Annotated in this window: 35 protein-coding genes; 29 read left to right on the forward strand and 6 right to left on the reverse strand. The window is 65.1% G+C overall.

Features of this window, described 5'->3' with window-relative positions; genetic code table 11:
- Positions 1–49 precede the first annotated feature (49 nt).
- The gene (locus tag DFO63_RS22315; protein WP_119006655.1) at positions 50–550 is read right to left on the reverse strand and encodes a hypothetical protein; all 501 of its coding nucleotides are present in this window, start codon (positions 548–550) and stop codon (positions 50–52) included.
- Between the two features lie 110 nt (positions 551–660).
- Between DFO63_RS22315 and DFO63_RS06970 the strand changes: the two genes are divergently transcribed.
- The gene (locus DFO63_RS06970) at positions 661–1,326 is read left to right on the forward strand and encodes an SOS response-associated peptidase (protein WP_119006656.1); all 666 of its coding nucleotides are present in this window, start codon (positions 661–663) and stop codon (positions 1,324–1,326) included.
- 700 nt (positions 1,327–2,026) lie between these two features.
- Complete coding sequence (locus DFO63_RS06975) at positions 2,027–2,782, forward strand: DUF5677 domain-containing protein (RefSeq protein WP_119006657.1); 756 nt, start codon at positions 2,027–2,029, stop codon at positions 2,780–2,782.
- Positions 2,783–2,832: 50 nt separating this feature from the next.
- On the opposite strand, the gene DFO63_RS06980 is transcribed toward DFO63_RS06975, so the two are convergent.
- The 4 genes from DFO63_RS06980 to DFO63_RS06995 are packed head-to-tail and all read right to left on the reverse strand — an operon-like array spanning position 2,833 to position 6,482.
- Positions 2,833–3,543, reverse strand: a complete 711-nt coding sequence (locus DFO63_RS06980) for a site-specific DNA-methyltransferase (protein WP_119006658.1) — start codon at positions 3,541–3,543, stop codon at positions 2,833–2,835.
- Positions 3,461–3,718, reverse strand: coding sequence for a Com family DNA-binding transcriptional regulator (locus DFO63_RS06985; protein ID WP_310648411.1), 258 nt, complete (start codon positions 3,716–3,718; stop codon positions 3,461–3,463). Before DFO63_RS06985 ends, DFO63_RS06980 begins: the two co-directional genes overlap by 83 nt.
- On the reverse strand, positions 3,715–4,725 hold the full coding sequence (locus tag DFO63_RS06990) for a phage portal protein (protein ID WP_119006659.1): 1,011 nt from the start codon (positions 4,723–4,725) through the stop codon (positions 3,715–3,717). The genes DFO63_RS06985 and DFO63_RS06990 overlap by 4 nt, the downstream gene beginning before the upstream one ends.
- On the reverse strand, positions 4,725–6,482 hold the full coding sequence (locus DFO63_RS06995) for a terminase ATPase subunit family protein (RefSeq protein WP_182474392.1): 1,758 nt from the start codon (positions 6,480–6,482) through the stop codon (positions 4,725–4,727). Before DFO63_RS06995 ends, DFO63_RS06990 begins: the two co-directional genes overlap by 1 nt.
- Positions 6,483–6,636: 154 nt before the next feature.
- Here DFO63_RS06995 and DFO63_RS07000 point away from each other — a divergent pair, with 154 nt between their 5' ends.
- The 25 genes from DFO63_RS07000 to DFO63_RS07120 all read left to right on the forward strand — a co-directional run bounded on the left by DFO63_RS07000 (position 6,637) and on the right by DFO63_RS07120 (position 23,858).
- Complete coding sequence (locus DFO63_RS07000) at positions 6,637–7,500, forward strand: GPO family capsid scaffolding protein (RefSeq protein ID WP_119006661.1); 864 nt, start codon at positions 6,637–6,639, stop codon at positions 7,498–7,500.
- 32 nt (positions 7,501–7,532) lie between these two features.
- Positions 7,533–8,555, forward strand: coding sequence for a phage major capsid protein, P2 family (locus tag DFO63_RS07005; protein WP_119006662.1), 1,023 nt, complete (start codon positions 7,533–7,535; stop codon positions 8,553–8,555).
- A 4-nt stretch (positions 8,556–8,559) separates the two neighbouring features.
- The gene (gene gpM, locus DFO63_RS07010) at positions 8,560–9,267 is read left to right on the forward strand and encodes a phage terminase small subunit (RefSeq protein WP_119006663.1); all 708 of its coding nucleotides are present in this window, start codon (positions 8,560–8,562) and stop codon (positions 9,265–9,267) included.
- A gap of 103 nt (positions 9,268–9,370) precedes the next feature.
- On the forward strand, positions 9,371–9,838 hold the full coding sequence (locus tag DFO63_RS07015; RefSeq protein ID WP_119006664.1) for a head completion/stabilization protein: 468 nt from the start codon (positions 9,371–9,373) through the stop codon (positions 9,836–9,838).
- Positions 9,838–10,053: a tail protein X gene (locus tag DFO63_RS07020; protein WP_032975097.1), complete on the forward strand. Its 216-nt coding sequence runs from the start codon at positions 9,838–9,840 to the stop codon at positions 10,051–10,053. Before DFO63_RS07015 ends, DFO63_RS07020 begins: the two co-directional genes overlap by 1 nt.
- Before the next feature lies 1 nt (position 10,054).
- Positions 10,055–10,411 carry a putative holin gene (locus tag DFO63_RS07025; RefSeq protein ID WP_032975098.1) on the forward strand — a complete coding sequence of 119 codons (357 nt, stop codon included), beginning with the start codon at positions 10,055–10,057 and terminating at the stop codon, positions 10,409–10,411.
- Positions 10,404–10,679, forward strand: coding sequence for a phage holin family protein (locus DFO63_RS07030; protein WP_032975099.1), 276 nt, complete (start codon positions 10,404–10,406; stop codon positions 10,677–10,679). Before DFO63_RS07025 ends, DFO63_RS07030 begins: the two co-directional genes overlap by 8 nt.
- Positions 10,679–11,314, forward strand: coding sequence for a glycoside hydrolase family 19 protein (locus tag DFO63_RS07035; RefSeq protein ID WP_182474393.1), 636 nt, complete (start codon positions 10,679–10,681; stop codon positions 11,312–11,314). The genes DFO63_RS07030 and DFO63_RS07035 overlap by 1 nt, the downstream gene beginning before the upstream one ends.
- 20 nt (positions 11,315–11,334) lie before the next feature.
- Positions 11,335–11,817 carry a hypothetical protein gene (locus DFO63_RS07040; RefSeq protein WP_119006997.1) on the forward strand — a complete coding sequence of 161 codons (483 nt, stop codon included), beginning with the start codon at positions 11,335–11,337 and terminating at the stop codon, positions 11,815–11,817.
- Complete coding sequence (locus DFO63_RS07045) at positions 11,810–12,301, forward strand: phage tail protein (RefSeq protein ID WP_119006666.1); 492 nt, start codon at positions 11,810–11,812, stop codon at positions 12,299–12,301. The genes DFO63_RS07040 and DFO63_RS07045 overlap by 8 nt, the downstream gene beginning before the upstream one ends.
- Complete coding sequence (locus DFO63_RS07050; RefSeq protein WP_119006667.1) at positions 12,294–12,761, forward strand: phage virion morphogenesis protein; 468 nt, start codon at positions 12,294–12,296, stop codon at positions 12,759–12,761. The genes DFO63_RS07045 and DFO63_RS07050 overlap by 8 nt, the downstream gene beginning before the upstream one ends.
- Before the next feature lie 81 nt (positions 12,762–12,842).
- Entirely contained in the window at positions 12,843–13,733 is an 891-nt protein-coding gene (locus DFO63_RS07055) for a baseplate J/gp47 family protein (RefSeq protein ID WP_119006668.1), read from the forward strand.
- Positions 13,726–14,109 (forward strand): hypothetical protein, encoded by a 384-nt coding sequence (locus DFO63_RS07060; protein WP_119006669.1) that lies wholly within the window; start codon positions 13,726–13,728, stop codon positions 14,107–14,109. The genes DFO63_RS07055 and DFO63_RS07060 overlap by 8 nt, the downstream gene beginning before the upstream one ends.
- Before the next feature lies 1 nt (position 14,110).
- Entirely contained in the window at positions 14,111–15,100 is a 990-nt protein-coding gene (locus tag DFO63_RS07065) for a hypothetical protein (RefSeq protein WP_119006670.1), read from the forward strand.
- A 9-nt stretch (positions 15,101–15,109) separates the two neighbouring features.
- A complete protein-coding gene (locus DFO63_RS07070) occupies positions 15,110–15,724 on the forward strand; it encodes a hypothetical protein (RefSeq protein ID WP_119006671.1) in 615 nt (204 codons plus the stop codon).
- 5 nt (positions 15,725–15,729) lie between these two features.
- On the forward strand, positions 15,730–16,299 hold the full coding sequence (locus DFO63_RS07075) for a phage baseplate assembly protein V (protein WP_119006672.1): 570 nt from the start codon (positions 15,730–15,732) through the stop codon (positions 16,297–16,299).
- Positions 16,300–16,306: 7 nt separating this feature from the next.
- Positions 16,307–16,771 carry a hypothetical protein gene (locus DFO63_RS07080; protein ID WP_032975106.1) on the forward strand — a complete coding sequence of 155 codons (465 nt, stop codon included), beginning with the start codon at positions 16,307–16,309 and terminating at the stop codon, positions 16,769–16,771.
- A gap of 138 nt (positions 16,772–16,909) precedes the next feature.
- Positions 16,910–17,269 carry a GPW/gp25 family protein gene (locus tag DFO63_RS07085; RefSeq protein WP_032975107.1) on the forward strand — a complete coding sequence of 120 codons (360 nt, stop codon included), beginning with the start codon at positions 16,910–16,912 and terminating at the stop codon, positions 17,267–17,269.
- Positions 17,270–17,284: 15 nt separating this feature from the next.
- Positions 17,285–18,451 (forward strand): phage tail sheath protein, encoded by a 1,167-nt coding sequence (locus DFO63_RS07090; protein ID WP_119006673.1) that lies wholly within the window; start codon positions 17,285–17,287, stop codon positions 18,449–18,451.
- 26 nt (positions 18,452–18,477) lie between these two features.
- Positions 18,478–18,987, forward strand: coding sequence for a phage major tail tube protein (locus DFO63_RS07095; protein WP_119006674.1), 510 nt, complete (start codon positions 18,478–18,480; stop codon positions 18,985–18,987).
- 52 nt (positions 18,988–19,039) lie between these two features.
- Positions 19,040–19,387: a phage tail assembly protein gene (locus DFO63_RS07100; protein WP_051584888.1), complete on the forward strand. Its 348-nt coding sequence runs from the start codon at positions 19,040–19,042 to the stop codon at positions 19,385–19,387.
- 8 nt (positions 19,388–19,395) lie between these two features.
- The gene (locus tag DFO63_RS07105; protein WP_081794530.1) at positions 19,396–19,512 is read left to right on the forward strand and encodes a GpE family phage tail protein; all 117 of its coding nucleotides are present in this window, start codon (positions 19,396–19,398) and stop codon (positions 19,510–19,512) included.
- A gap of 70 nt (positions 19,513–19,582) precedes the next feature.
- Entirely contained in the window at positions 19,583–22,453 is a 2,871-nt protein-coding gene (locus tag DFO63_RS07110; protein ID WP_182474415.1) for a phage tail tape measure protein, read from the forward strand.
- Between the two features lie 11 nt (positions 22,454–22,464).
- Positions 22,465–22,863: a phage tail protein gene (locus DFO63_RS07115; protein ID WP_032975110.1), complete on the forward strand. Its 399-nt coding sequence runs from the start codon at positions 22,465–22,467 to the stop codon at positions 22,861–22,863.
- Positions 22,860–23,858, forward strand: coding sequence for a phage late control D family protein (locus tag DFO63_RS07120; protein ID WP_032975111.1), 999 nt, complete (start codon positions 22,860–22,862; stop codon positions 23,856–23,858). Before DFO63_RS07115 ends, DFO63_RS07120 begins: the two co-directional genes overlap by 4 nt.
- Positions 23,859–23,938: 80 nt before the next feature.
- Here the strand turns inward: DFO63_RS07120 and DFO63_RS07125 are convergent, their stop codons facing one another.
- Complete coding sequence (locus DFO63_RS07125; protein WP_081794531.1) at positions 23,939–24,406, reverse strand: helix-turn-helix domain-containing protein; 468 nt, start codon at positions 24,404–24,406, stop codon at positions 23,939–23,941.
- A gap of 84 nt (positions 24,407–24,490) precedes the next feature.
- On the opposite strand from DFO63_RS07125, the gene DFO63_RS07130 reads away from it, so the two are divergent.
- Both DFO63_RS07130 and DFO63_RS07135 read left to right on the forward strand, forming a co-directional pair.
- Positions 24,491–24,706: a DNA-binding protein gene (locus tag DFO63_RS07130; RefSeq protein WP_032975112.1), complete on the forward strand. Its 216-nt coding sequence runs from the start codon at positions 24,491–24,493 to the stop codon at positions 24,704–24,706.
- A gap of 9 nt (positions 24,707–24,715) precedes the next feature.
- Positions 24,716–25,042 (forward strand): ogr/Delta-like zinc finger family protein, encoded by a 327-nt coding sequence (locus DFO63_RS07135; protein WP_032975113.1) that lies wholly within the window; start codon positions 24,716–24,718, stop codon positions 25,040–25,042.
- Positions 25,043–25,044: the final 2 nt, after the last annotated feature.

The following is a 25,044-nucleotide window of genomic DNA, read 5'->3' on the forward strand; positions in this document are numbered from 1 at the left end:
GAGCGTCGGATCGCGCCTCAATCCTGGTCTACACGCTGGCTAGGGTGCATCAGACCCCGCGCCGTAGATCCCGCAGCGCTGCGGTCACTCGCGCCTTTTGCGGGTCCCTCGCCCTTGGCTTCGTCGCCGCCGGCGGACGGATTGGATCAAGCGCTGCCTTAACTCGCTCCAGCTCCCTCGTCCCCGCCTCGGCCAAGCGGCGGGCCTGTTGCTGCTGCTCGCGGGTCGGCGGCAGCCCAGGCATCGGTGGCGGCGGCTGGATCGGGGTGCTGTCGGTCAGACGGGCAACGGCCTCACACAGAGGCAGGTCGGGGTAGAGCCTGGCGGCGCACCAGCGCTCGGCGTAGCGCTTCGCCTGCCGGACGTTGGCCGCGCGTACTTCCTTCACGTGCCACATCTTCCGGCCTTCCATCCACAGGCGCACTCCGGGGCGACCGTCAGGGGTAACGCTGGCCGTCTCCCGGCCGTTGTACCAAAGCGCCCACCGCTCGTCCGTCTGGACCCAGCCAGAGGGGATCAGGGCGGTGCGGAAGCCATGGGAGGACTGCATGGCCGGAAGAATACGGCCGGCGGTCGCAAAGGCTGCGACAAGGGATCGTTCACCGGCTGAACCGTTCGGGATCACACGCCGGGCACGGCCGGGCGGACTACGCTTCGGCCATGTGTGGCCGATTCGTCCAGCTCCCCGTTGTCGACTTTGGCCAGCCCGGCCTGGCTGACCTTGCCCCCGGCCTGGCTGAGATCCAGCCCAGCTACAACCTGGCGCCGACGCAGCGCGCCTCGATCATCCTGGACCGTGGCGAAGGTCGGCAGGTCACCCGGCTGGCCTGGGGTCTGCTGCCGTTCTGGGCGAAGGCCAAGGGCCTGCAGGGCTCGACCATCAATGCCCGGATCGAGACGGTGGCCACCAAGCCAGCCTTCCGGTCGGCGTTCAAGAAGCGCCGATGCGTGATCCCCATGGCCGGCTACTACGAGTGGTCAGTGAGCCCCGAGGACGGCAAGAAAGACCCGTGGTTCATCCACGCAACCGGGACGCTGCTGGCCGCCGGCCTGTGGGAGGACGCCAGCCCCCTGCTGCCCGAGGGGAACCTGGGCACCTTCACCATCATCACCGGCGACAGCAGCGGCGTGTCGGCAGACATCCACGACCGCATGCCCGTCTGGTTGCAGGCCGGCCAGATCGATGAGTGGATGGCCGCCAGCGCGGACGATGCCATGGCGATGCTGCTAGCCAGCGAGACGCCGGCAATGGAGGCCTATCGCGTCAGCAGGGCAGTGAACACCCCTCGCAACAACACCCAGCAGCTGCTGCTGCAGGTCGCCTGACGCCGGGGCGGCATGCGCCGGGCACAAGCGGCGGCAGAGCGGCAGCATGGGGGTGTGGGTAGACCCTCCCCCCCTTTATAAGGCAATTTTCGATGTGCCCACGGCAAAAGGGTAATTCAGGTAACCACCCTCGGGAACTGCTCGCAAATTCCTTATATTTCAGATAGATAGAATACTTTTCATAAGGTAATAATAGGGTAACCTTTGAGTAACCACGTTACCTTTCGAGAGGGTAACCAACGGGCCCAAAATAGTCCTTTCAAATCAATCACATAACCTTTCCTGGCTTTAGAAATTACCCAGAATTACCCCCTGAGGTAACCCCGAAAAGCCTTGCGGCAGTAGGGCCATCGGCGTTCGCCGCCGCTTGGGTTACCCGATTACCCGGTTCCGATGGGCACATCGAGAAACGGCCAGACGTTGAGCCACGCCGTCAGGCGCCCTGGGAGCGCCTACAAAGGGCCGTTCCGCGCAGGGTTCCGCAGGGCCGACCGAAGGCTATAAACGCCCCGTGCAGCCATAGCGGGCGGGGCTTGGCCGGTTGTGCAGGGCATGCAGAAAAAGCACCCCATGAAGTGCGCAGGCGTGGCGGGGAGACGAGTGCGCGCGCCAAGGGGTAGTCGCCGCCGTCCGTACGTGATCGGCGGATACCGTATGCATTTCGTGCAACACTTCGCCTCCGGCCCAGATGGACAACCGCATGAGCCTTGCGCAGCACGCCCTCGCCCTCTCAGTCCGTCAGGTAGATGCAGTCACAGCCTTGATAGCCGAGATGCGGCCACCGCTCGATCCACCGGGTCGGCCTCAATGCGCGCTGTTCCTCACAATCGCGGAGCAGTTCGACGCCACGGTCTGCCTGGCGCGGGCCAATCTCCTGACCCACGGGGCTGTGCATGTCCGCGCGATGATCGAGGCCACCGCCGACCTGTTCATGCTTGGGCTGAGAGATAACCACGTACGGCGCATGCAATATGAAGAGGCCAACGGCGCAAAGCGGTTCTACGAGCGGATGCTTGAATCCCACCAGCTCACCGCTGCGAACCGCAAGATGATCGGAGCCAATCTGGTCGAGTGCCTCGCGCGTTACAGCCCGCTGCATGAAGAGTTCAAGAAGGACAAGCTCTATGAGGTGGAGAAATTCACTGCCACCGGGCTGCCCGAGTTCATCGGCCTCTACTCGATGCTGTGCAGCTTCGTCCACAATGACCTCACCGCTCTGTCGCTGCGTCACCAGCGGGACACGCCAGGAATGATATTTCGCGCCCCGCTGGACGACGGGATAGCGTTCCTGATCCTGCAAGCCGCTCAACACGCAATGGTGCGTTCGGCCGAATCCATCGGCGAAATCGCGTGGTTCCCGCCGGGTCACTTTGAGCAGCACATCGATACGATGCACAGGCTGTACCAGGAGTTGGTGGACAGCCGCCCTCTACAGCGAGCCGAGACTCCTGCTTAAACAGAAAAGCCGCCCGTAGGCGGCTTTCCACAATTGCACTGCGTAGCAGGTTAGGGATTCGGTAGTCGGGACCGCGCCACGTCAAAGCAATGCCCGGTCATCTCGATGCCGGTCCAGTTGTAGCCCTCAAGATCCGCGGCCACCAGCGTCGTGCCCGAGCCGGCGAAAGGGTCGAGGATGCGCCCGCCCTCCTCGCAGATCCGCACCAGCTGACGCATAAGGTCGGTCGGTTTGCCGGTCATGTGGTGCTTGTCCGACTTGCGCACTGCCTCGCGGAAGACACCCGGCAGCGTTGGCGCCGCCCGGCCCAGCGGCATCCCGCCCTTGCTACCCCACACGACGTACTCCGCCTGGTTGGAGAATCGGCCGCGTTGCGGCCGCACGCCGCCCGTCTTATCCCACACCGCAACACCGCGCCAGGTGAAGCCGGCGCACTGCAGAGCGTCGGTGGTCAGCGGTAGCTGCCGCCAATCGGTGAATAGCAGCACCGGTGCGCCATCCCGCAAGACGCGATTGCACTGCGCCAGCCACAGCTGCATCCATGCCAGGTGCGAGCGCTGGTCGCGTTCGTCGCTGGGGAAGTCAGCGTGCAACTGCTGACCACCACTCTGCATGTACTTCTCGTTGGGGCTGCGCTGACGGGCAGAGGCATGTAGGCCGCCGCTGGCATACGGCGGATCAGTGATGAGGGCGTCGAAGCTCGCCGCCGGCAGGGTCGGCAGGACGGTCAGCGCATCGCCGTGGATCAGTTCGTTCTTCATGGGTAGAGCCTTCTTCGTGGTGTCGCTCGCGGCGATCCATGGAGAGGCTCAGGGCCTTCAGGTGATTCATCTCCCCGCAGCGGGGGCATTTGATCTGCAGATCGTGCTCGCCCATGGCCTTAGCCAGCAGGCGCGCGCACGCGCCGCAACGCAGGTTCAGTCGCGTCATCGTCATGCGGCGGGCGCCAGTTCGAAGGGATTGAAGCGGATAACCTCATCGCCCAGCCACTCGTTGAGCGCAGCCAGCCGCGTCTGTAGTGGTGACAGTTCCATCGCGGTCCAAACAGTCGCCGCCTCGCGGATGGAACCAAACCCGCCGCTGTTCTGCGGCACGATGCCCAGCAGCTGCGGCGGCGTACGAAGTGAGGCCAGCATGTCGTCGCGGGTCACGCTCTTGATGCCAGTGAACTCATCCTTCGCCGCTACCTCGCTCACGGGGATCAGCTTCAACCCGTCCTTGCTTCCGCCCGGCGAATGCAGGAACAGGTTGCGGAAATTGCCCGGCCCACGGGATTCGCGCAACGCGTTTCGGATACCGTCCACATCGTCCTTCTCGGCCAGCGAGTCGGTCAGGTAAAGGATGAAACCGGCGTGCGAGCCGTTGTTGTAGTACTTCCGGCGGAACAGCGTCGCCGATTCGTTCAGAAGCGCCGACTGAACCGCCGGCATCCATTCCGGTAGCCCGTAAATCTCCTGGTCAACATCAGCCTCGCGCAGCTGGAACACATCGCCGCGAGCAAACTCATGTTCGATCTGACCGGCGCGGATCTGGAAGAACTCGCCGGGCTCCACGCCTCGGCGCATGTACTTGGCCAGCGGCACCGCCAGGGAGTGATTGACGCCTGACACAGCACGGCGGCGCTCAACGTATGCCATGCCGAAGGTGATGTAGTCCAACGCCAGCTGTGCGAACGCTTCGCGGCTGAGCAGCTTGTGCGGGCGGAATGTGCTTACCAGCATGTTCCGCTTGAACGTGAGCCCGCTGTGCAGATAGGGATTGGCCCGAGTGGTGCGGGACAACCCATGCAGATCAACCGGCGGCTCGAAGTAGCGTCCGTTGCGCCAGCATTCGAGATAGTCGAGGATGCCGCGCGAGTCCAGCACCGGCGTGGGGTCGCCGAAAGTGAACGCCTCGACGCCGGCAGGCGTGATCGCGGTAGCGCCCTGGTCAGAGTCAGTCATCAGAAAATCTCCATGGAGCCGCGCGCAGCGGCGCCGCCTTCAAGCGGCTCGTTCTGCAGTGCGTGCATGAGTGCCCACGCCAGATCGGCGTGGCCTGTGGTGCGCGAGCGCCCAGCGGTGTAGGTGACCTGGCGCCCGCTCGGGGTAATGGTCTTTTGGATCGCCAACAGCGACTGTGTGAGGTCGGTCCAGCCCGCGTCGTACTCCAGACGCTCATTCTTGATGACATCGAACGCCTTCAACACCAGACGGGTCTTCACCTCGGGCGAGTAGTTGAAGATCGTCACGCCTGGGAAGAACTGGCGCACCAACTGCGCCACACCGGTGCCCATGCCGGTTGCGTCGATGCCGATATAGGTCACCCAGTACCGTTTGGTAACCTGCTGGATGAAAGCAGCCTGCGCCGCAAAGTCCATGCCCTTGAACTGATGGCGTTCCAGCACGCGGAACCTGCCGCCGGGCACCTGCGGCGGCGCCACAATGACGATGCCCGCACTGTCTCCTGTCTCGGCCGGGTCATACCCGATCCACACCGCGCGGTCGCCGTAGGGGCGAATGGCCAGCGGCTTGAAGTCGTCGGCCCACTCCACCCAACTATCGACCTGGCACGGCTGCAGCATGGCTAGTGGGAAGATGCTGGCGCTGTCGTCCACGAATTCGCACATCAGCAGATTGGCGAATTCCTCGGCGCTGTAGTCGCGGCGCAGTTCCTCGATATCAAACAGGTCGCAGCCTCGGCCTGCCGCATCCAGAACGGTCACGATCTGGCGCCACATGGCGTCCTCACACTGGCGCCCGCCTATCAGCCGCGCGTGGCTCACATCCATCTGGATCTGCTGGGACACCGGGCGCCCCTTGTTGAAGCGGTCGCCGGTCCAGAAATCGAAGGCTTCGTGTGCCATGGTCGATGGCGTGCTGAAGTAGGTCTTGCGCCACTTCTTGTGCATCGCCATGCCGCTGGCGACCTTGTTCAGCTGGTTAAAGCCGTGGGTCCAGAAGAACTCGTCGAAGTAGAAATTGCCGTGGTAGCCCTGCGCGGTGCGGGCGTTCGTCCCGAGGAAGTACAGCTCGGCACCATTGGCCAGCGTGATCGGATCGCCGGTCAGATCGCGATCCAGCACCTCACGCACAAAGCCGCGCATGTAGCCCAAGAAGATATGGGCCTGGCTCTTTGAGGCACTGAGGAAAATCTGATTGCGGCCGGTGGTCAGCGCATCGATCAGCGCCTCGCGCGCAAAGTAGTAGGTGGCGCCGATCTGGCGGGACTTCAGGATCACCCGCGTGCGTTCGTTGCCAGCCCTATACCAATCTCGCTGGTAGTCGAAACAGCCGTCCACGAACGCCGACTGCAGGCGTTCGATCTCTTCATCGCTGAACTCGTTCTTACGTGCCTTCTTCTTCGGCGCGGCGTTGCGGTTGGCCACCGCAGGATTCAAATCGGCTTCGTTGCCGCCGCCCTGGTATCGCTGGATGCGAGCCTGCCGCTCAAGCTGTCGGTGCAGCAGGTCGATCTCTTTGAAGTCGCCGCCGGTCTTCCCTTCCTTGTGGATCAGGATGGCCAAACGCGCTTCCAGCGCGCCACCAATGCGCTCCACGGCATCGGCGCGGTCCCATTCGTCTCGCGCCTTCCAGCTGTGGATCGTCTTTTCTTTCTCGCCGATCAGGCTGGCGATATCGCACACGCGCCACCCCATCCAGTACAGGAACTTGGCTTGGCGTCGTGGATCGACGTGGAGTTTTTCGGCTACGCTGGTCACGTGAACAGGTTGCCCGGCTGCACGCGCGCGCGACACGGAAAACCCTAGTAGAACAGCGGCGTACACGCTCTGTGCGTTGATGCAGCCTCGCCCTCATTCGACCATGGGTCATCGCATCGAGAACCGATGCGCACTGACACCAGTAGAGGGCGAAATGGCCGGCAAGACCGACAAAAAGAAGCTGCGTTCCAAGTTCTTCCGCGTCGCCGTCGAGGGCGCAACCACCGACGGCCGTGTGATCGAGCGTCAGCACATCACCGATATGGCCGCGTCCTACGATCCGCAGCTGTACGGCGCCCGCATCTGGGTGGAGCACCTGCGCAGCCTGATGCCCGATGGCCCGTTCAAGGCATTCGGTGACGTGCTGGCAGTGAAGGCCGAAGAGGTCGAAGTGGGCGGCGTAAAGAAGCTGGCCCTGTTCGCTCAGATCGAGCCGACCGACGCCCTGGTGGCCATGGTCAACAACGACAAGCAGAAGCTCTACACCAGCATCGAGATTGCGCCGAAGTTCGCCGACACCGGGAAGGCTTACCTGCAGGGACTGGCTGTGACCGATACCCCGGCTAGCCTGGGCACGGAAATGCTGGCATTCGCCGCTCAGAACCCGGACAAGAATCCGCTCGCCTCTCGCAAGCAGGCACCCGATAACCTTTTCACGGCGCTGGAAGAAACGGAAATCGCGTTCGATGAAGTCGAGCAGCCGGCGGCGCGCCCGAGCAAGATGGCCATCCTGCTCTCGGGCCTTGGGCTGCTGCCCAAGCCGACGCCGGAACCGAAGGAGGACGCTGCACCTGACGCAAACAAGTTTGCCGAACAGCTGCTGGCGACCTTCAACGCGCAGGAAGATCGAATCGAGCAGTTGGCCGAGGAGAACCGCAGCCTGGCCACCAAGGTCCAGAACCTCACCGCGCAGGTAGCCAGCGTCCGCAAGACGCTCGATGACACCCCGCAGACGTTCAACCAGCGCCCGCCGATTTCCGGCAGCGGCGGCAACGTCGGCGACGCCACCGACTGCTGATCCCCACCGCCCCCTACTCACGGAGCAACGCTATGCGTACCGAAACCCGCACACAGTTCAACCAGTTCACCCGCCGCGTGGCGGAACTCAACCGCATCGAGAACTCGTCGCTGGCGTTCTCCGTCGACCCGACCGTGCAGCAGACCATGGAGCAGCGGATTCAGGAGAGCAGCGCGTTCCTGTCCGCCATCAACATGCCCGGCGTTATCGACCTCAAGGGCGAGAAGATCGGCGTAGGCGTGAGCGGTACCATTGCCGGCCGCACCGATACCAGCGGCGACGGCAAGCGCGAGCCAGCGGACGTGACCGCGCTCGACAAGACCGGCTACGAGTGCGTGCAGACCAACTACGACACCGCCATCCCGTACGCGCGTCTCGACGCGTGGGCGCGTCAGAAGAACTTCCAGACCCTGCTGCGCGACGCGATCATCCAGCGCCAGGCACTGGACCGCATCATGGTCGGATTCAACGGTACCAGCGCTGCCGCTACCACCAGCCGCGCCACCAACCCGCTGTTGCAGGACGTCAACAAGGGCTGGCTGCAGAAGTTCCGCGAGCATGCCCCCAAGCGCGTGCTGAGCAAGGGCAAGGCTGGCGGCGAGGTCGTGATCGGCGGCGGCGATCAAGCCGCGCGTGACTACGCCAATCTCGACGCCCTGGTCATGGACGTGGTGTCCAACCTGATCGACCCGTGGCATCAGCAGGACCCGGCGCTGGTTGTTGTGCTGGGCCGCAACCTGGTCCACGACAAGTACTTCCCGATCATCAATCAGGACAACAAGCCCACCGAGCAGCTGGCCGCGGATCTCGTGCTGGGCACCAAGCGCATCGGCGGTCTGCAGCCGGTCGTGGTTCCCTTCATGCCGGCCGATGCGCTCATGGTCACCTCGCTGGACAACCTGTCCCTCTACTGGCAGATCGACGGCCGCCGCCGCTACATCAAGGAAGAGCCGGAAAAGAACCGCGTGGCGAACTTTGAGTCGTCCAATGACTGCTACGTGGTCGAGGACTACGGCCGTGGCGCCGTAGTCGAGAACATCAAGGTCGAGGACTGAGGCCATGGCCGACAGTCCCGCGAAGCGGCACCTGCAGCGCGTTGAAGCCGAGGAGGCGGCCAAGCGCGCAGCGGGCGGCAACCTGATGGAGGGCACGCCGATCTATCAGCAGACCTTGCTGCAGCTGGCCACGGACCGCGCTCGACTGAAACAGATCCAGTCGAGCCAGGCAAAGGGGCAGCTCAAGGCCCTGCTGCTGCCGACCTACAACGCCTACATCGAGGGCGTACTCGCTGCCGATGCTGGTGGTCAGGATGATGTGGTGTCCACGCTGATGCTGTGGAACATCGACGCGGGCCTGTACGACGCGGCGCTGAACATCGCCGCCTACGTGCTGGCACACGGCCTGACGATGCCCGACCGATTCGAGCGCACCGCCGGCTGCGTCGTAGCTGAGGAAATCGGCATCGCCGCGCTCAACGCGTTGAAGACGGGCGCGGCGTTCGACTTCGGCGTGCTGAACCGGGCCGTGGAAGTGACCAACGGCCACGACATGCCCGATCAGGTCCGCGCCAGGCTGCTGCTGGCCCGCGCTCGCAGCCTGCTGCCCACCGATCCCGAGGCCACTCCGTTGGACGCCGAGGCGGTGGCCAAGGCCATCGAAGACCTGCGCACCGCCATCCAGCTGCACGACAGCTGCGGCGGCAAGGAAGACCTCAAGCGCGCCGAACGCTTGTTGAAGAAGATCGAGGGCGTTCAGTCCAACGACTGACCCTCATACCGAGCGTACCCCGCGACCCCGCCGGCTCGGGGCCGATCACCAGAATCTCTCCCTGGTGTGACGCCCCGACCACCGGCGACCTATCGAGGCAACCATGAGCAGCTTCACCGCCAACACGTCACCTGTCGCCAAACAGCAGCCTGTCACTGCCGGGCCGTTCTGGCCGGAGATCGACGTCGGCGTGCTGCGAGAGTCGGTGCGCGTCGCAGGCGATGTCGCTGCGCCGCGTATGCGGGCCACGGTGGTCATGGCGGTTATGTCCGTCACGCGGGAACTGGAACAGTGGCAGGCGGCCAAGGTGGCCGCCGGTTACGCCACCCTGGGCGATGTGCCGGCACAGGAGGTCGACGGCACATCGCGCCTGGTCCAGCTGTATCTGCGCGCCGTGTACTGCGCCACGGCAGTGGAACTGCACGAACGCTACCGCTCCTATGACGCTACGGGCCAAGGCAACCAGCGTGCAGACGATCTGGCGCCCACGATCGATGAGATCCGCCGCGACCTGCGCAACGCGATCAGCGACCTGCTGGGTACCCGGCGCGTCACAGTCGAGTTGATCTGATGCGCGTTCACGCCCAGCAAGGCGACACCATCGACCAGCTGTGCTGGCGTCACCTGGGCGCCACGGCGGGCATGACCGAACAGGTGTTCGCGCTGAATCCCGGCCTGTCCTTGCACGGGCCAATCCTTCCGATGGGGACGCCGGTAACACTGCCTGCCCTCCCCCCATCCCATTTGATCGCCACCGAGCGACCGCTGATCCAGCTCTGGGACTGAAATGACCGAACCAACCTCCCTCACCGGCACCGTAATGGTCGCCACCGGCCTCGGCCTGGCCTCTCTGGTGCCCGGCATCGACGGCGATGCCCTGATTGGCGCCTTTGCCGGGGGCACGTTGTTCGTCGTCTCGGCCAAGGATCTGCCCATCTGGAAGCGCCTTGTGTACCTGATCGTCAGCGTGATCGCCGGATACTACGGCGCCGGCGAGGTACTGCGCTGGGTGCCGCTGCAGTCCACCGGCATGGCCGCCTTCGCCGCCGCAGCCTGCGGCATCACCGTCACGCTCGGCCTGATTGAGCGCGGCCGAACCTTCGACCTGTCCCGTATCCGGCGCGGAGGGCCACCCAGTGCATAACCTGCTTGTCGTCGCCACCCTGGTCAGCAGTCTCGCCATCTGCGTGCTGCTGATTACCTACCGGCCTGGGCCTGATGCCCGGCACCGCATTGGGGTGTCGTGCTGTGCGTGGCTGCTGATCGCCTGTACCGGCGGCCTTGCCATCAACGTTGCATTGTTTGGCGCAGCCGCACACGTCAGCGTATGGCAGCTGGGCCTGTTGCTTGTCCTACTGTTGGTGACCTACCGCGCCCGAGGCAACGTGGCGCGCATTCTGAGGGTCGAGTAGTGGTCACCGCCGAGCAACTGAGTCAGATCATGCAATGCCCGCTGCCGCGTGCGCAGCGTTGGGCGCCCGCGCTGAACGCGGCCATGGTGCGTTTCAGCATCACCACCAAGCGCCGTGCCGCGTACTTCCTCGCGCAGATCGGCCACGAAAGCCTGAGCCTGTCGCGGGTCGAAGAGAACCTCAGCTACAGCCGCAAGCGCCTGCCGGAAGTATTCGGCAAGCGCATCGCCGCCACCGAGCTCGACGCATTCGTCCACCAGCCGGAGAAGCTTGGCAACCGCGTGTATGCCGGCCGCAACGGCAACGGCAACGAGGCCAGCGGCGATGGCTACCTCTATCGTGGCCGCTGCCCCGTGCAGATCACCGGACGCGGCAACTACCGGCACATCGGCCAGCTGATCGGCCAGCCGCTGGAACAGCAGCCGCAGCTGCTGCTGGATGTGGAAGTGGGCGCCGCAGCCGCTGCCGCGTACTGGAAGGACGCCGGCCTGAACACTATCGCCGATGGCGGCGACGTGCTGGCGGTCAGCCGCCGCGTCAACCTCGGCTCGGTCACGTCCAAGGCCACGCCCGAAGGCATGGCCGACCGGATCAGCCGCACCAATCGCGCCTTGCAAGTCCTGGGGGCTGCGTGATCTCCCGACGCCTGGCGGCGATCCTGGCCGCGTTGCTGGTGATCGTGCTGCTGCTGGGCGTTGCGGTCGCGCTGGCGCAGCAGCGACGCATTGATGGCATTGGCCGTCAACGCGACAACGCCGAGGCCGAGCGTGATGCGGCCAAACAGGAGCGCGATGCGCTCAACGGCGACGCCAAAGTCGTCACGCGCTACGTCGACCGCGTGCAGTACGTACGCGAAGCCGGCGCCACCATCGTCAAAGAGGTTCCCGTCTATGTCACGCCCGAAGCTGATCGCGCTTGCCTTGTGCCTGCTGGCTTTGTCCGCGTGCACGACGCAGCCGCCGAAAACCGCCCCCTGGCCGGACCTGCCGGAGATCCTGATGCGCCCGCCGCCGGCACTGCGCTCTCTACCGTCGCCAGCACCGTCACCGACAACTACACCACCTGCCACGCCATCCGCGAGCAGTTGATCGGCCTCCAGGACGCGGTGCGCCAGCGGCAGGCGTCCGGCCGTGATTAAGCCGGACTCGCTGCGCACGCACCTGCTGGCGGCCGTCCCCGGTCTGCAGGAAAGCGCCGAGCGTCTGCTGGTGTTCGTGGAGGATGGAAAGCTGCAAAGCAGCTACCAGCCCGGCCTGTCGTTCCAGTACCAATACACGCTGGCCCTGATCCTCACCGACTACGCCGGCAGCCCCGATTCGCTGATGCTGCCGGTGCTGCAGTGGCTAACCCGGCACCAGCCGGAACTGCTCGCCAATCCGGCCCGGCGCGACGATATAGGTTTCGATGTCGACGTACTCGCCGACAACCTGGTCGACGTCGCGCTCAAGCTGCCGCTGACCGAGCGCGTTGTGGTGACGCCGCAGCCCGATGGTTCGTTCCTGCTCACCCACGTGGGCGAACCCGCCACCGAGGACTATCACGCCGCGTCGCTGGCCGGCGGCCAGGTGGTCGACGCTGAGGGCGCGCTGGTCGCCTGCCTGCCTGGCATTCCCCTTGTCTGAGGATCTGCGCGCCTTGGAGCAGTGGGTAGAACCCCTGCTGGCGCGCCTGCAGCCCGCTGAGCGCGTCCGCCTTGCCCGCCGCGTAGGTACGCAGCTGCGACGCGCCGAGCAGCGCCGTATCGCTGCACAGCGCAATCCTGACGGCAGTGCCTACGCACCCCGTCGCAAGCCCTCTCCGGCCCGGCAGAAGGCGGGTCGCGTCAAACGCGCGGCCATGTTCGCCAAGCTGCGCCAGGCCAAGCATCTGCGCGTGCGCGCTGATGCGCAGCAGGTATCGGTGGGCTTCGTCGGCCGCGTCTCCCGCATCGCAACCGTTCATCAGGAAGGCCGAACAGATAGCGTCATCCGCGGCGGCCCGCGCGTGCGCTACGAGCAGCGCCGCCTGCTGGGCTTCTCCGACAGCAGCCTCGCCCTGGTACGCGACGCGATCATGGACCACCTCACCGCCGGAATGGCGTAGGCGTAGCGGCTACACACGCCGGGAATGGTTACGGGCATGGGGCGATGACACCCTTGATACGCCCCTGCGCCTGGTGTCGCCATGTCCACCTTTACCGCTGTCGAATTGTCCAAGCTGCCCGTCCCGGACCTGACCGAACAGGTCAGCTTTGAGCAGTCCTACGCCGATCTGAAAGCCACCCTGTACCTGCTGGCGCCTGAGTACGCCGCGCTGCTGGAATCGGACCCGATGAGCGTGCTGCTGCAGGTCTGCGCGTACCGCGAAGTCCACCTGCGGGAATCGTTCAACGTGCGCGGCAAAGGCAACATGTTGGCCTATGCCGGCGGCGCTGATCTGGACAACCTCGGCGCCTTCTTCGGCGTGGTGCGCCAACAGATCACGCCTGCCGAGCCCAAGACCAATACCCCGGCTGTGATGGAGAGCGACGTCGAACTGCGGCGCCGCATCCAGCTCGCCCCGGAGGGCTACAGCGTCGCTGGCCCGGAGGGCGCCTACCTCTTCCATGCGTTGTCGGCAGATCCAGACGTGCTTGATGTGAGCGCAATGAGTCCCACCCCCGGCGAGGTGCTGGTGACGCTGCTCTCGCGCAGTGGTGATGGCGTTCCCTCGTCCGGCCTGGTCGAGCGCGTAGCCGCTGCTCTGATGGATGGCAACGTGCGCCCGCTGACTGACCTCGTCACTGTCCGGGCCGCCGAGATCATGCGCTACACCGTGAAGGCGGAGATCGTCACCTACGCCGGCCCGGATGCCGCCGTTGTGCTGGAAGAGGCGAACCGCCGGCTGCGCGCCTACGTGGATGAGTCGCACCGGCTGGGCCGTGACGTACCGCGCTCGGGCCTCTATGCCTCGCTGCATGTTGAGGGCGTTCAGCGGGTGAACCTGATCGAACCGGTGGATGACCTGTTCATCGCCAATCACCAAGCCGCGCACTGCACCGCCTTCGACATCGTGCACGTGGGCAACCATGAATAAGCGCATCACCAAGCGGCTGACCGATGAGCCAGTCGGGATCGGCGATGGCGCGCGCACTGTGTTCGCACCGACGTTCCTGGGCAAACCCACACGCCTTGCCACAGAGGTAACGTCGATCTATCGCCGCGACTGGCGTGGCCGGCAGCGGCTGTCGCGCGAGCCCCGCCACAACCTGCTGGCCGACTCCGACGTTCTGGCGGCCAAGGTCGGCAGAATTGGCACCACCGGCGTCTTCCCACCTGGCTGGTCCTTCCCACCCGGCCCGTTCGGCGGCTGGACCCGCGAAATTGTTGCTGTCGGAACGCTGGAGGACGGCACCCCCTACTTCGATCTGCGCCTGGCAGGCAAGAGCGTCGCATCACGTTCGATTCTTTGATGTGATCTTCCAGACCACACCAATTGCGGCTGCACGGGGCAGCATCTGGACGGTAAGCGTTGGTCTGCAGATCGTCGCCGGTGACCCGGAGGCAGGCTTCCGTGAGCCGCTGCGCCAACTGGTATTGGCTGAGTGCGATCGGAACGGTCAGTACCTGGTCAGCAGCACCAGCACCAAGCCCAATCCGGCCACGCTGCAGCGCCTTTCCGTCACCCGAAAGCTGAGCCACGAGGACGTGGCCGGCATCAAGTGCTACATCGGAATGGCAGTCGACCCGGATAGCAGCGTTGACGTGACGTTGCGCATATCCCAGCCGCAACTGGAACCCACCAGCGGCCCAACGCCGTACATTCCCACGCGCGGCGGCGCGCGTACCGTCTTCGCGGCCATCGGCACCACCTACGGCAGCAATGCCGAGGGAACCACGTTCAAGCTGCCCAAGGTCGATGAGGACAGCGGCGTCATCCATACCGGCGATCCTGCCAAGGTCGGCCAGAGCAGCGCCGGCTCAGTGATTGCGCACACACACAGCGCGAGCGCGAGCGCAGCCGGCGCTCATGCTCACTCTGCCGGTGCCGATGCGGTGGGCGATCACGCTCACGGCGCCTGGACGGATGGTCAGGGCCACCACGGCCATACGGGCGGCACCAACTGGGTCGGTGACCATCAGCATCTGGTCCCGTTCGCAGACGCCGGCATCGCCTATCCGTGGGGCGGCGACTACAACAACCATGCTGGTTCACGCGGCAATGTCGACTACGACAACCCTTGGCCGAACACCAGCCCTGCCGGCGGCCACTCTCATGCCTATTCAACCGATGGCAACGGCACGCACGCCCACAACATCGGCATGAATGGTGCCGGTAGCCACAGCCACACCATCAACGTTGCAGGCGTTGGCGATCACTCACACGCCATCACCGTGGGTAGCACCGGCTCGGCCCGCAACCTGCCCGCCGGCATCCGGATGCTGTTCTGCATCGCCTTCTGAGAGAGAACCATGCAACTGAAAACCGACCACGAAATCTATGGCCACTCGTTCGATGCGTTGACCGGTCTGTACGTACTGCCAATTCGGATCTACCCGGAAGCGGACGGCAGTTGCCCGCTTCCCAACAACACGGTTGATTTTCCGCCAGTGGAGCAGGCCGGCGCCCATCAGGCGTGGCGGATCAATGCTGAGCGCACGGCATGGGAGACGGTCGCCGACTTCCGGGGCGTGATGCTGTGGGACAAGAACACGGGCGTACCCGCGCCCAACCAACTCGCCTTGGGGGAACTGCCCCCGCCAAGCGTGACCATCCAGCGACCGCAGCCTATCGAGCCGGGCGAGCCGCTGGCGAACCGCTGGAACGATGCGCTCGATGCGTGGGAGCTGGTGCCCGACTACACCCAGACCCCGATCTGGGATAAGGCAACCGGCTTCTACCTGCCGCAGTTGGCCATGGGCGAGCCGCTGCCGGCCACGGCGACTGCGCTGGCACCACCGCGCGACCACACCGGGCCGTGGCGCTACAGCGAGACTCAGGGCGGTTGGGAGAGCGTGCCGACGCCAGAGCCGATTGAACCCGCCCCGGTACCGCCGGAGTCCGCCACCGATCCTGCGGCGGGCTGACCGCCATGGCGCGCGGCGACATTCCAGCCGAGGTCAGCAACATGCTCCGCTGGGGCACGGTGATTGCCGTGCGCACCACAGCGCCAGCACGCGTCCGCGTCCAGACGGGCGAGATCCAAACCGACTGGATCGCCTGGCTGGAACGCAGGGCCGGGCCGAACGGCCGCACCTGGCACGCGCCAGGCAAAGGCGAGCAGGTGCTGCTGGCTTGCCCCGATGGGGACATCTCACAGGCGGTCATCATCGGCAGCACGTCACAGGACGCGTACCCGCAGCCGGCTAGCAGCGAGGACGTCGACCGCACAACCTATCCCGACGGGAGCGTTGTCGAGTTCAACCACGCAACCTCGACCCTGTCGGTCCATGCCGGCAAGGGCCAGGTCATCGTGAACTGCCAGCAGGCCGAGGTGCATGCGAGCGCGGCGGTGGTGCTGGATTCGCCCACGGTGCACGCCACCGGCAGCGTCATGGCGGATGGCAACGTGTCCGCCGGCACCGGCGCTACGGGCACCTTCACTACCGGCACGGGCCAGGTCGTGAGCGTGGAACGCGGCAGCGTCACCAACATCTACTGAGGCACCCATGAACCCACAAGGCTCCCTCCCCTTCAACGCCGAGACATTCGAGCGCCTGGCGGACCAGATCAACGCGGTGCAGTCCTGCGCCGAACTGCAGGCGCTCACTGACGAAGCCATGCAGTCGGCCAACGCGCTGCTCGCCGGCATCGGCGCGCAGATGGCGGCGTTACAGCCGATGATGGCGCTGCTCAGCCCGCCGGGCATCAATCCCGCTGAGATCGTGACGTGGATCAACGGCTTGATTAGCGCTGTCATTCAGCCCTACGTGAAGCCTATGCTGGTGCTTCCGCTGCAGATCGCCCAGATAACCGCGGCTATCGCCAAACTGCAGGCTGCGATTGATTCGGCCGCTTCGCGCATCGGCTCCTGCAGCATCGAGATGCCGTCCGTCACCGTCCCCGAGCTGCCCAAACTGCCAGAGGTCCCTGAGCTGCCGTCTGTAGAACCGCCGAATCTGTCCGGCTCGTAGCCCGCAGGTGTTTGCGTAGCTGATACACGCCAACGGGAGCGCCTTCGGCGAAGGCCGTCCACAGAATGAGGTCATGGCTTCGACCTCGCCCCATCTGCCCCACCTGCGCCGTCGCGCTCCCTTGTGGAGCGCGGTGCAATGAGGGGCATGGATGCATCCACTGGCCGCTGGCTGGACGATGACGCGCACCTGGTGCAGTCCATCGCTCGCATCCTGACCACGCCCATTGGCACACGGGTGCAGCGCCGCGACTTCGGATCGCTCCTGCCCGAGCTGGTCGACCAGCCATTCAACAGCACCACACAGCTGCGCCTGTACGGCGCCGCTGCCACGGCGCTCATGCGCTGGGAACCTCGCCTGCAGATCAAGCAGCTGTCGCTGTCACGCGGCGAACGGCCGGGCGCGTTCGTGCTCGATGTCACCTGCCGTCGCGTGCGCAGCCAGCAGTCCAACGAGTTCACCCGGCTGACTGTCCCCCTCCGCTACCGCGAAACCTGACCCAAGGAGCCAGCAATGGACCAGTACCACCACGGCGTACGCGTCGTCGAAGTAAACGGCGGCACCCGCCCGATCCGCACGGTGGCCACCGCCATCCTGGGCATCGTCTGCACGGCCGAGGACGCCGACGCATCCGTATTCCCGCTCAACAAGGCCGTGCTGCTGACCGACGTGCGCGGCGCCGTCGCCAAGGCCGGCACCAAGGGCACGCTCGCCGCCAGCCTGCGCGGCATCGCTGACCAATCCAATCCCGTCGCCGTGGTCGTGCGTGTCGCTCAGGGCGCGGCAGATCCGGAGACCACCACCAACGTCATCGGCAGTAAGGACACCGGCACCTACACCGGCCTGCAGGCGCTGCTGGTGGCCGAGGCGCAGCTTGGCGTCAAACCGCGCATCCTGGCCGTGCCGGGACTGGATACGCAGGAAGTAGTCGCTGCGCTGGCCCCCATCGCCAAGACGCTGCGCGCCATGGCCTACGTGAGCGCGTCGGCCGCCGGCAAGGTGTCCGATGTCATCGTCTACCGCGATCAGTTCAGCGAGCGCGAGCTGATGATGATCTGGCCCGACTTCCTCGCCTGGGACACCGCCACCAGCACCCCGGCGATGGCCTACGCGACCGCCCGCGCCGCTGGGCTGCGCGCACGCATCGATCAGGAGCAGGGCTGGCACAAGTCGATCTCCAACGTGCCCGTTTCCGGCGTCACCGGCATCAGCCGGGACGTGCATTGGGATCTGCAGGACCCCAACACCGATGCCGGCCTGCTCAACTCCAAGGACGTGACCACCCTGGTCAACGTCAACGGCTACCGCTTCTGGGGCAACCGCACCCTGAGCAGCGATCCGCTGTTCGCCTTCGAAACGGCCACGCGCACCGCGCACATCCTGGCCGACACCATCGCAGAGGCGATGCTGGTCTACATGGACAAGCCGCTGCACCCCAGCCAGGTCAAGGACATCTTGGAGAGCATCAATGCCAAGTTCCGCGAGCTGAAGAACGGCGGCTACATCATCGACGCCAACGCCTGGTACGACGAAGCCGCCAACCTGCCCACGTCCCTGTCGGGCGGAAAGCTGGTGATCGACTACGACTTCACCCCGGTGCCCCCGCTGGAGAACCTGCAGCTGAATCAGCGCATCACCGACCGCTACTTCGCCGACTTCCCGAGCCGCATCAACGGCTGACCGGCACGACATAGGAATTCACGAACATGGCAATGCCCAGCAAGCTGAAAAACCTCAACCTGTTCAACGATGGCGAGAGCTACCGGGGGCTGGTGACCGAGTTCAAGCTGCCCACGCTGACCCGCAAGATGGAGGAATACCGCGCCGGTGGCATGGCCGGACCCATCGACATCGACATGGGCCAGGAGAAGATCGAGGCCGAGTGGAAGTGCGGCGGCCTGTCGCGCGAGGTGCTGCGTCAGTACGGCAAGACCTCGCACAACGGCGTGCAGCTTCGCTTTGCCGGCGCCTACCAGCGCGACGACACCGGCGAGGTGGATGCGGTGGAGATCGTGCTGCGCGGTCGCCACAGCGAGATCGACGCCGGCACCGGTAAGGCAGGCGACGACACAGAGTTCAGCGTGAAAACCTCGGCCAGCTACTACAAGCTGTCGATCAACGGCCGCACTGAAATCGAGATCGACATGGTCGCGATGATTTTCATCGTGGACGGCAACGATCTGCTGCAGGAACAGCGCCGCGCCATCGGCATCTGATCCGCCCACCACGGCCCGGCACTGCCGGGCCATGCTTCCCACTGGAGAGACTATGAGCCGCAAGACCCACGACAACGCCCTGCTGGACACCACCACCGGCAAGGTCAGCGCCCCCGACTACGTCACGCTCGAACTGGATGCGCCCATCCAGCGCGGCGACCAGATCATCGAGACGCTGCAGCTGCGCAAGCCCGACGCCGGCACCCTGCGTGGCGTGAAGCTGGTCGACCTGTTGCAGCTGGATACCACTGCCATCCGCATGCTGGCGCCGCGCATCACCACTCCGACCCTGACCACCGCAGACATCGACAAGCTGGACCCGGCCGACCTGGTGACGCTGGGCACCGAGATCGCCGGTTTTTTCATGAAGAAGGCGGACCGGGAATCCCTGAACGCGTAGAGGATGCGATGGCCGATGTGGCTGTCATCTTCCACTTCCAGCCCAGCGAGATGGACCGCTGGACCGTGACCGAGTTGATGGAATGGCGGGAGCGAGCCGTCGAACGTAGTGGAAACAACACATGATCCCCACCAGCGCAGCCCTCTCCCCGTCCACCCGCCGTGATTGTTCGGCGGCCCGCACCGAGGGGCTGCGCTGATGGCCGCTGACAACCTGCGCATGCAGGTCATCCTGTCCGCAATGGATAAGGCGACCGCGCCGTTCCGCAAGATCCAGCGCGGCGGCAAGGGGCTTGCCGACCAGCTGCTGCAGTCACGCGATGCGCTGCGCAAACTCAATGCAACCCAACGCGATCTGGGCGCCTTCCGCCAGCAGGTAGCTGCATCGCGTGAATCGGCTACTGCCTACGCCGCACAGCAGGCCAAGGTGCGCGGACTGGCTGCCGCCGTCGCCGCTGCCACGCAGCCCTCCCGCGCACTGACCAAGCAGTTCAAGGACGCCACCCGCGTCGCCGGACTGATGAAGGACAAGCAGCAACAGCAGGCGGCAGAGTTGCAGCGCCTGCGCAGCGGTCTGGACCGCGCCGGTATCAGCACGCGCAACCTTGGCAACGATGAGCGTCGCCTGCGTGCGGACATTGCCCGTACCAACGAGAGCATCAAGCGGCAGGAGACACGCCTCGCCGCCGCCAATCGGCTGAAGGAGCGCGCAGCCCAGCTGCAGAGCGCCGGCATCGGCATGGTCGGCACCGGTGCCGGATTGGCATTCGGCGGCCAACGTGCCCTGATGGCCGGGGCGCTGCCGCTGTCTGAGGCCATGAGCTTTGAATCGGCCATGGCCGATGTCCGCAAGGTGGTGGACTTCGACACGCCCGAGCAGTTCAAGGAAATGGGTCGGGAGGTGCAGAACCTCTCGACCAAGCTGCCGATGGTGTCGACCGACATTGCCAAGATCGTTGCCGCTGCCGGTCAGGCCGGCATCGCCAAGGCCGAGCTGGTCAGGTTCGCCGAGGACGCGGCCAAGATGGGCGTTGCCTTCGACACCACCGCCGAGGACGCCGGCCAAACCATGGCGACCTGGCGCACTGCGTTCCGCATGGGGCAGGACGATGTCGTCGTGCTGGCCGACAAGATCAACTACCTGGGCAACACCGGCCCCGCCAGCGTCCAGAAGATCAGCGAAGTGGTGAACCGAATCGGCGCGCTCGGCGAGGTCGCCGGCCTCGGCAGCGGGCCGCTGGCCGCGCTGGGCGCGACGGTTGCCGGTATGGGCATCGAATCCGAGGTGTCGGCCACCGGCATCAAGAACATGCTGCTCACGCTGTCGTCGGGCGAGGCCGCCACCTCGCGGCAGGTCGCTGCGTTCAGCAAGTTGGGCATCAAAGCCACCGATATGGCGCAGGCCATGCAGAAGGATGCCGGCGGCGCCATCCTGAGCGTGCTCGACAAGCTGAAACTGCTGCCCAAGCATGAGCAGGCGGCGACGATGACGACGCTGTTCGGGCGCGAATCCATCGGCGCGATCGCTCCGCTGCTGACGAACCTCGACCTGCTGAAAACCAACTTTGACAAGGTCACCGATGCCACCCAATACAGTGGCTCGATGTCGGCCGAATACGCGTCACGCGTGGCGACGTCTGAGAATGCGCTGCAGCTGCTGAAAAACACCGTGAACGTAACCGGCCAGGCCATCGGCGAGACGCTGCTGAGCGACTTCAAGGCGCTGGCCGAACAAACCGCCGAAGTGGTGAAGACCGTGATCGACTGGATTCGGGAGAACCCCGAGCTGGTGAAGATGCTCGCCAAGGCGGCCATCGTCGGCGCCGCCCTGGTCACCGTCTTCGGTGCGTTGATGGTTACCGCTGGCGTGGTGGCGATGTCGTTCTCACAGATCAGTGCTGCCATGGCGCTGCTGTCCTCTGGCGGCGGCATGGGCGGCTTGGTTACGCGCGTAACGTCGCTGGCCGGCCGCGCGTTCCCGATGCTACTCAACGTGGGACGCATGCTGCTGCCGCTGCTCGGCGGCATCAGCCTGCCGGTGCTGGCCATCGGCGCCGCCGTGGCCGTGGTCGCTGCCCTGGTGTGGAAGTATTGGGAACCGATCAAGGCGTTCATGATCGGCGTATGGGAAGGCATCCTCGACGTGGTCAATCCGATCATGGACGAACTGATGACCGCGCTGGAGCCACTGGGCCCGGTGTGGGACATGATCTCCAATGCCATGAGCCAGGCTTGGGATTGGGTCAAGAAGCTGTTCGAACCCTTTGAGGCCACCAGCGAGCAGCTGCAGGGCGCCACTGACGCCGGCCGAGGGTTCGGCCAGATCCTGGGCAACGTGCTGACTGTGAACCTGCGGCTGGCTGTGAAGGCCATCGGCTGGCTGGTCGACGCGTTCACCACCATCCTGCCCATCATCAAGAACGCCATCGGGGGCGCGTGGAAGTATCTGCAGGGCGCATGGGATCTGATCGTGGGCCTGTTCACCCTTGACGGCGATCTGATCCGCAACGGCTTGTCGTCCATGTGGGACGGCATCAATCAGATCCTGGTGGGCTGGCCCGCCAAGATGCTGCAGTCCGGCAAGGACATGATCTCTGGCCTGATCGACGGCATCCGCTCGATGGCCGGTTCCGTGGGCGATATCGTCAGCAACATCGGCAGCGGCGCCGTCTCCGCGTTCAAGAGCGTGCTGGGCATCCACAGCCCCTCGCGCGTGTTCAAACAGCTGGGCGACTACACCATGCAGGGCTTGGCCGGCGGTCTCGACGGCGGCCAAGATCGCGCTGTGCAGTCCGTGGTGGGGCTCGGCGACCGTATGAAGCGCGCCGGCGCTGGGATGGCGATGGCGGCCGCTGTGACGCCCGTGGTGCCTGTCAGCAGCGCGCCGGTCATGGCGCCGTCTGCCGGCGGCGCGGGCATGACGCAGGCCGGTGGCAACACCTATCACATCACCATCCAAGCCGGTGCCGGCGCCGATGCGCAGGCCATTGCGCAGGCCGTCCGCGCCGAACTGGATCGCCGCGACCGCGAAGCGGGTTCACGGCGCAACGCCCGCCTTACTGACTGAGCACTGCCACCATGATGATGTCCCTGGGCACGTTCGTTTTCTCGCTCTCCACCGCCGCCTACCAGCAGCTGCAACGCCAGATGTCATGGCGCCACCCAACCAGCGAGCGCGTGGGCGCGCGTGCGGCCCGGCAGTACGTTGGCCCCGGCGAAGAGACCATCGACCTGTCCGGTGTGATCCACGCCGAGCTGGCCGACGATCTGCTCACGCTGGATGTGCTGCGGGAGCTGGCCGCCGAGGGCCGCCCGCTGGCGCTGGTGGAGGGCAACGGCACGGTCTATGGCGCCTACGTCATCCTCTCGATCAACGAAGGTCGGACAGAGTTCTTTTCCGATGGCACGCCGCGCCGCATTGATTTCCAGCTGCAGCTGGCGCGTACCGACGATGACACGGAGGAAGCGGCAGCATGAGCGCCTTCTACCCGATTCCGCAGTGGCGCGCGACACTGGACGGTGTAGACATTACCGACCGGCTCGCGCCGCGCCTGCTGGATCTGAGCCTGACCGAAAGCCGGGGCGATGAGGCCGACCAGGTTGACCTGCGCCTGCATGACCATGACGGACGCCTGGCGCTGCCGCGTCGCGGTGTGACATTGGCGCTGGCATTCGGCTGGGCTGACAGCGGCATGGTCAACAAGGGCACGTTCGTGGTCGATGAGGCTGAACACAGCGGCCCGCCCGACATCATCACCATTCGCGCCCGCAGCGCGGATCTGACGCACTCGATCCGCACGCGCCGCGAGCGCAGCTGGCATGACACCACGCTCGGGGCAGTGCTGCGCGCCTTGGCCGGGGAACACTCGCTGAAAGCAGCCATAGCGCCTGCGCTCGATAGCGTGGCGTTACCGCATCTGGATCAGGCAAACGAAAGCGACGTGAACCTGCTCACGCGGCTTGGCAAGCGATTCGATGCCGTGGCGACCATCAAGGCCGGTACTCTGATCTTCAAGCCCATCGATGGCACTACGACCGGTGACGGCATCAGCCTGCCGGTGCAGAAGCTGACACGCGCATCAGGGGATTCGCACCGGTACGCCGTGGTCGACCGCGATGCGGTGACCGGCGTGCGTGCCTACTGGGGTGATCGCGGCGCGGCGCGGCGCAAGGCCGTGCTGGTGGGCACCGACAAGAACGAGAAGAAGCTGCAGGCTACCTACGCCAGCGAGAGCGAGGCGCGGCAACATGCGACGGCGGAGTTGCAGCGGCTGGCACGGGGTACAGCGACACTATCGTTCAAGTTGGCGCTAGGCCGTGCCGATCTTTATCCCGGTCAGACGGTGAATGTCGCGGGCATCAAGCCCGAGATCGACGGCACGGACTGGCTGGTGGTGAAGGCGACGCACACCATTGATGGCGGCGCCGGCTTTACGACGTCCCTTGAACTTGAACGCGGGGCAACGGCGTAGGCGCCTGTCGCGTTTGCCTCTACAGGCGCCCTTGCCCCGGTCGATATTTTGACCAACAGCCAGTATCAGCTGCCCGATATTTAGCTCGAGCGTTTCCGGCCGCCCTTGTTGCGCGAACCGATCTGGAAGCTGACATCGCCCTGGGTCACCGTGCCCGCATTGACCTGGCCGGAATTATTACCACCCACCATCGGCGCCGCACCGGCTTCGGCGTGCTTTGCAGCAGCCTCCTTCGGCGCCGTCAGCATCAGTCGCACCGCAAAGCGCATTTCAGGCGATGCCGACCGGAAGCGCGCAAGCATCTCGCCGTCTTCGTCGTCCAGTTCGGTTGGGAATCCGGTCAGCACATACCCGATATCAACGCCCAGCGCGGCCAGTTCATGCAGGTAAGCGGCGGTCGGTGAGTTGACGCCCGTCTCGTAGCGCATCTGCGTGTTCTTATTCTTGCCGGCGCGCGAGCCCATTTCCTCTTGGCTCAGGTCCAGGCGCTCACGTTCGGCACGCAGTCGTGCGCCCACGCCGAGCTTAGGATCTTCAGTGAGTGACATTTTTCGAACTCTCCATGTTGACTGGTGCGCTTTTTCGCACTATCGTTGCCCCAAGTACACAATAATCACACTTTGGTGCCCGATATGTCCAAACCTGTCCTAAAAACCGCACCCCAGGTGCGAGAGGAACTCGACCGGCAGGGCATCTCCATCGCCGAGTTCGCCCGCACCCACAATCTCGACAAGCGCGCCACGTGGCTGGTGCTGTCCGGTCGCAACAAGGGTCGCCGTGGCGAAGCGCACAAGGCCGCAGTAGTGCTGGGCATCAAGGCCGGCACCGTCGATCCCGCGTCGAACTGAGGGCCGGTCATGTCTTCGCACAGCGCACGCAGAAAGGTGGTCTTCCGATGCCCCTTCTGCCATTCCCCTTTGGTGAAGCGCACCAGCCATCTGAGCCATGACCACCTCCGGCATGACTCGTTCAACTGCACCAACCCGGTCTGTTCTGCCGCGTTCACCGGCCACACCGAACTGACCGGCGTTGCCAGTCCCAGCGGCCTGCCCGATGCACGGCCGACTGATCTTCCCCCAAGCCCCGCATATGCCCGCGAGATCGCCCAGCGCGCTCACCGCATGCAGCACAGCGGCAACCAACCCGATCTGCTGGACGCATTGCCGCTCCCCGCCGACCACTGAGG

The organism is Stenotrophomonas sp. AG209 (genome assembly GCF_003550055.1).
Lineage (GTDB): Bacteria > Pseudomonadota > Gammaproteobacteria > Xanthomonadales > Xanthomonadaceae > Stenotrophomonas.

Excerpts from the sequence above, each read along its gene's own strand:
- DFO63_RS07060 (WP_119006669.1), top strand. The coding sequence starts at position 13,726 with ATGAATAAGCGCATCACCAAGCGGCTGACCGATGAGCCAGTCGGGATC.
- DFO63_RS06985 (WP_310648411.1), bottom strand. The coding sequence starts at position 3,718 with ATGACGATGACGCGACTGAACCTGCGTTGCGGCGCGTGCGCGCGCCTG.
- DFO63_RS07105 (WP_081794530.1), top strand. The coding sequence starts at position 19,396 with ATGGCCGATGTGGCTGTCATCTTCCACTTCCAGCCCAGCGAGATGGAC.
- DFO63_RS06990 (WP_119006659.1), bottom strand. The coding sequence starts at position 4,725 with ATGACTGACTCTGACCAGGGCGCTACCGCGATCACGCCTGCCGGCGTC.
- gpM (WP_119006663.1), top strand. The coding sequence starts at position 8,560 with ATGGCCGACAGTCCCGCGAAGCGGCACCTGCAGCGCGTTGAAGCCGAG.
- DFO63_RS06975 (WP_119006657.1), top strand. The coding sequence starts at position 2,027 with ATGAGCCTTGCGCAGCACGCCCTCGCCCTCTCAGTCCGTCAGGTAGAT.
- DFO63_RS07015 (WP_119006664.1), top strand. The coding sequence starts at position 9,371 with ATGAGCAGCTTCACCGCCAACACGTCACCTGTCGCCAAACAGCAGCCT.
- DFO63_RS07005 (WP_119006662.1), top strand. The coding sequence starts at position 7,533 with ATGCGTACCGAAACCCGCACACAGTTCAACCAGTTCACCCGCCGCGTG.
- DFO63_RS07135 (WP_032975113.1), top strand. The coding sequence starts at position 24,716 with ATGTCTTCGCACAGCGCACGCAGAAAGGTGGTCTTCCGATGCCCCTTC.
- DFO63_RS06980 (WP_119006658.1), bottom strand. The coding sequence starts at position 3,543 with ATGAAGAACGAACTGATCCACGGCGATGCGCTGACCGTCCTGCCGACC.
- DFO63_RS07100 (WP_051584888.1), top strand. The coding sequence starts at position 19,040 with ATGAGCCGCAAGACCCACGACAACGCCCTGCTGGACACCACCACCGGC.
- DFO63_RS07055 (WP_119006668.1), top strand. The coding sequence starts at position 12,843 with ATGTCCACCTTTACCGCTGTCGAATTGTCCAAGCTGCCCGTCCCGGAC.
- DFO63_RS07000 (WP_119006661.1), top strand. The coding sequence starts at position 6,637 with ATGGCCGGCAAGACCGACAAAAAGAAGCTGCGTTCCAAGTTCTTCCGC.
- DFO63_RS07070 (WP_119006671.1), top strand. The coding sequence starts at position 15,110 with ATGCAACTGAAAACCGACCACGAAATCTATGGCCACTCGTTCGATGCG.
- DFO63_RS07095 (WP_119006674.1), top strand. The coding sequence starts at position 18,478 with ATGGCAATGCCCAGCAAGCTGAAAAACCTCAACCTGTTCAACGATGGC.
- DFO63_RS07130 (WP_032975112.1), top strand. The coding sequence starts at position 24,491 with ATGTCCAAACCTGTCCTAAAAACCGCACCCCAGGTGCGAGAGGAACTC.
- DFO63_RS06970 (WP_119006656.1), top strand. The coding sequence starts at position 661 with ATGTGTGGCCGATTCGTCCAGCTCCCCGTTGTCGACTTTGGCCAGCCC.
- DFO63_RS07125 (WP_081794531.1), bottom strand. The coding sequence starts at position 24,406 with ATGTCACTCACTGAAGATCCTAAGCTCGGCGTGGGCGCACGACTGCGT.
- DFO63_RS07025 (WP_032975098.1), top strand. The coding sequence starts at position 10,055 with ATGACCGAACCAACCTCCCTCACCGGCACCGTAATGGTCGCCACCGGC.
- DFO63_RS07115 (WP_032975110.1), top strand. The coding sequence starts at position 22,465 with ATGATGATGTCCCTGGGCACGTTCGTTTTCTCGCTCTCCACCGCCGCC.
- DFO63_RS22315 (WP_119006655.1), bottom strand. The coding sequence starts at position 550 with ATGCAGTCCTCCCATGGCTTCCGCACCGCCCTGATCCCCTCTGGCTGG.
- DFO63_RS07120 (WP_032975111.1), top strand. The coding sequence starts at position 22,860 with ATGAGCGCCTTCTACCCGATTCCGCAGTGGCGCGCGACACTGGACGGT.
- DFO63_RS07085 (WP_032975107.1), top strand. The coding sequence starts at position 16,910 with ATGAGGGGCATGGATGCATCCACTGGCCGCTGGCTGGACGATGACGCG.
- DFO63_RS07075 (WP_119006672.1), top strand. The coding sequence starts at position 15,730 with ATGGCGCGCGGCGACATTCCAGCCGAGGTCAGCAACATGCTCCGCTGG.
- DFO63_RS07080 (WP_032975106.1), top strand. The coding sequence starts at position 16,307 with ATGAACCCACAAGGCTCCCTCCCCTTCAACGCCGAGACATTCGAGCGC.
- DFO63_RS07090 (WP_119006673.1), top strand. The coding sequence starts at position 17,285 with ATGGACCAGTACCACCACGGCGTACGCGTCGTCGAAGTAAACGGCGGC.
- DFO63_RS07020 (WP_032975097.1), top strand. The coding sequence starts at position 9,838 with ATGCGCGTTCACGCCCAGCAAGGCGACACCATCGACCAGCTGTGCTGG.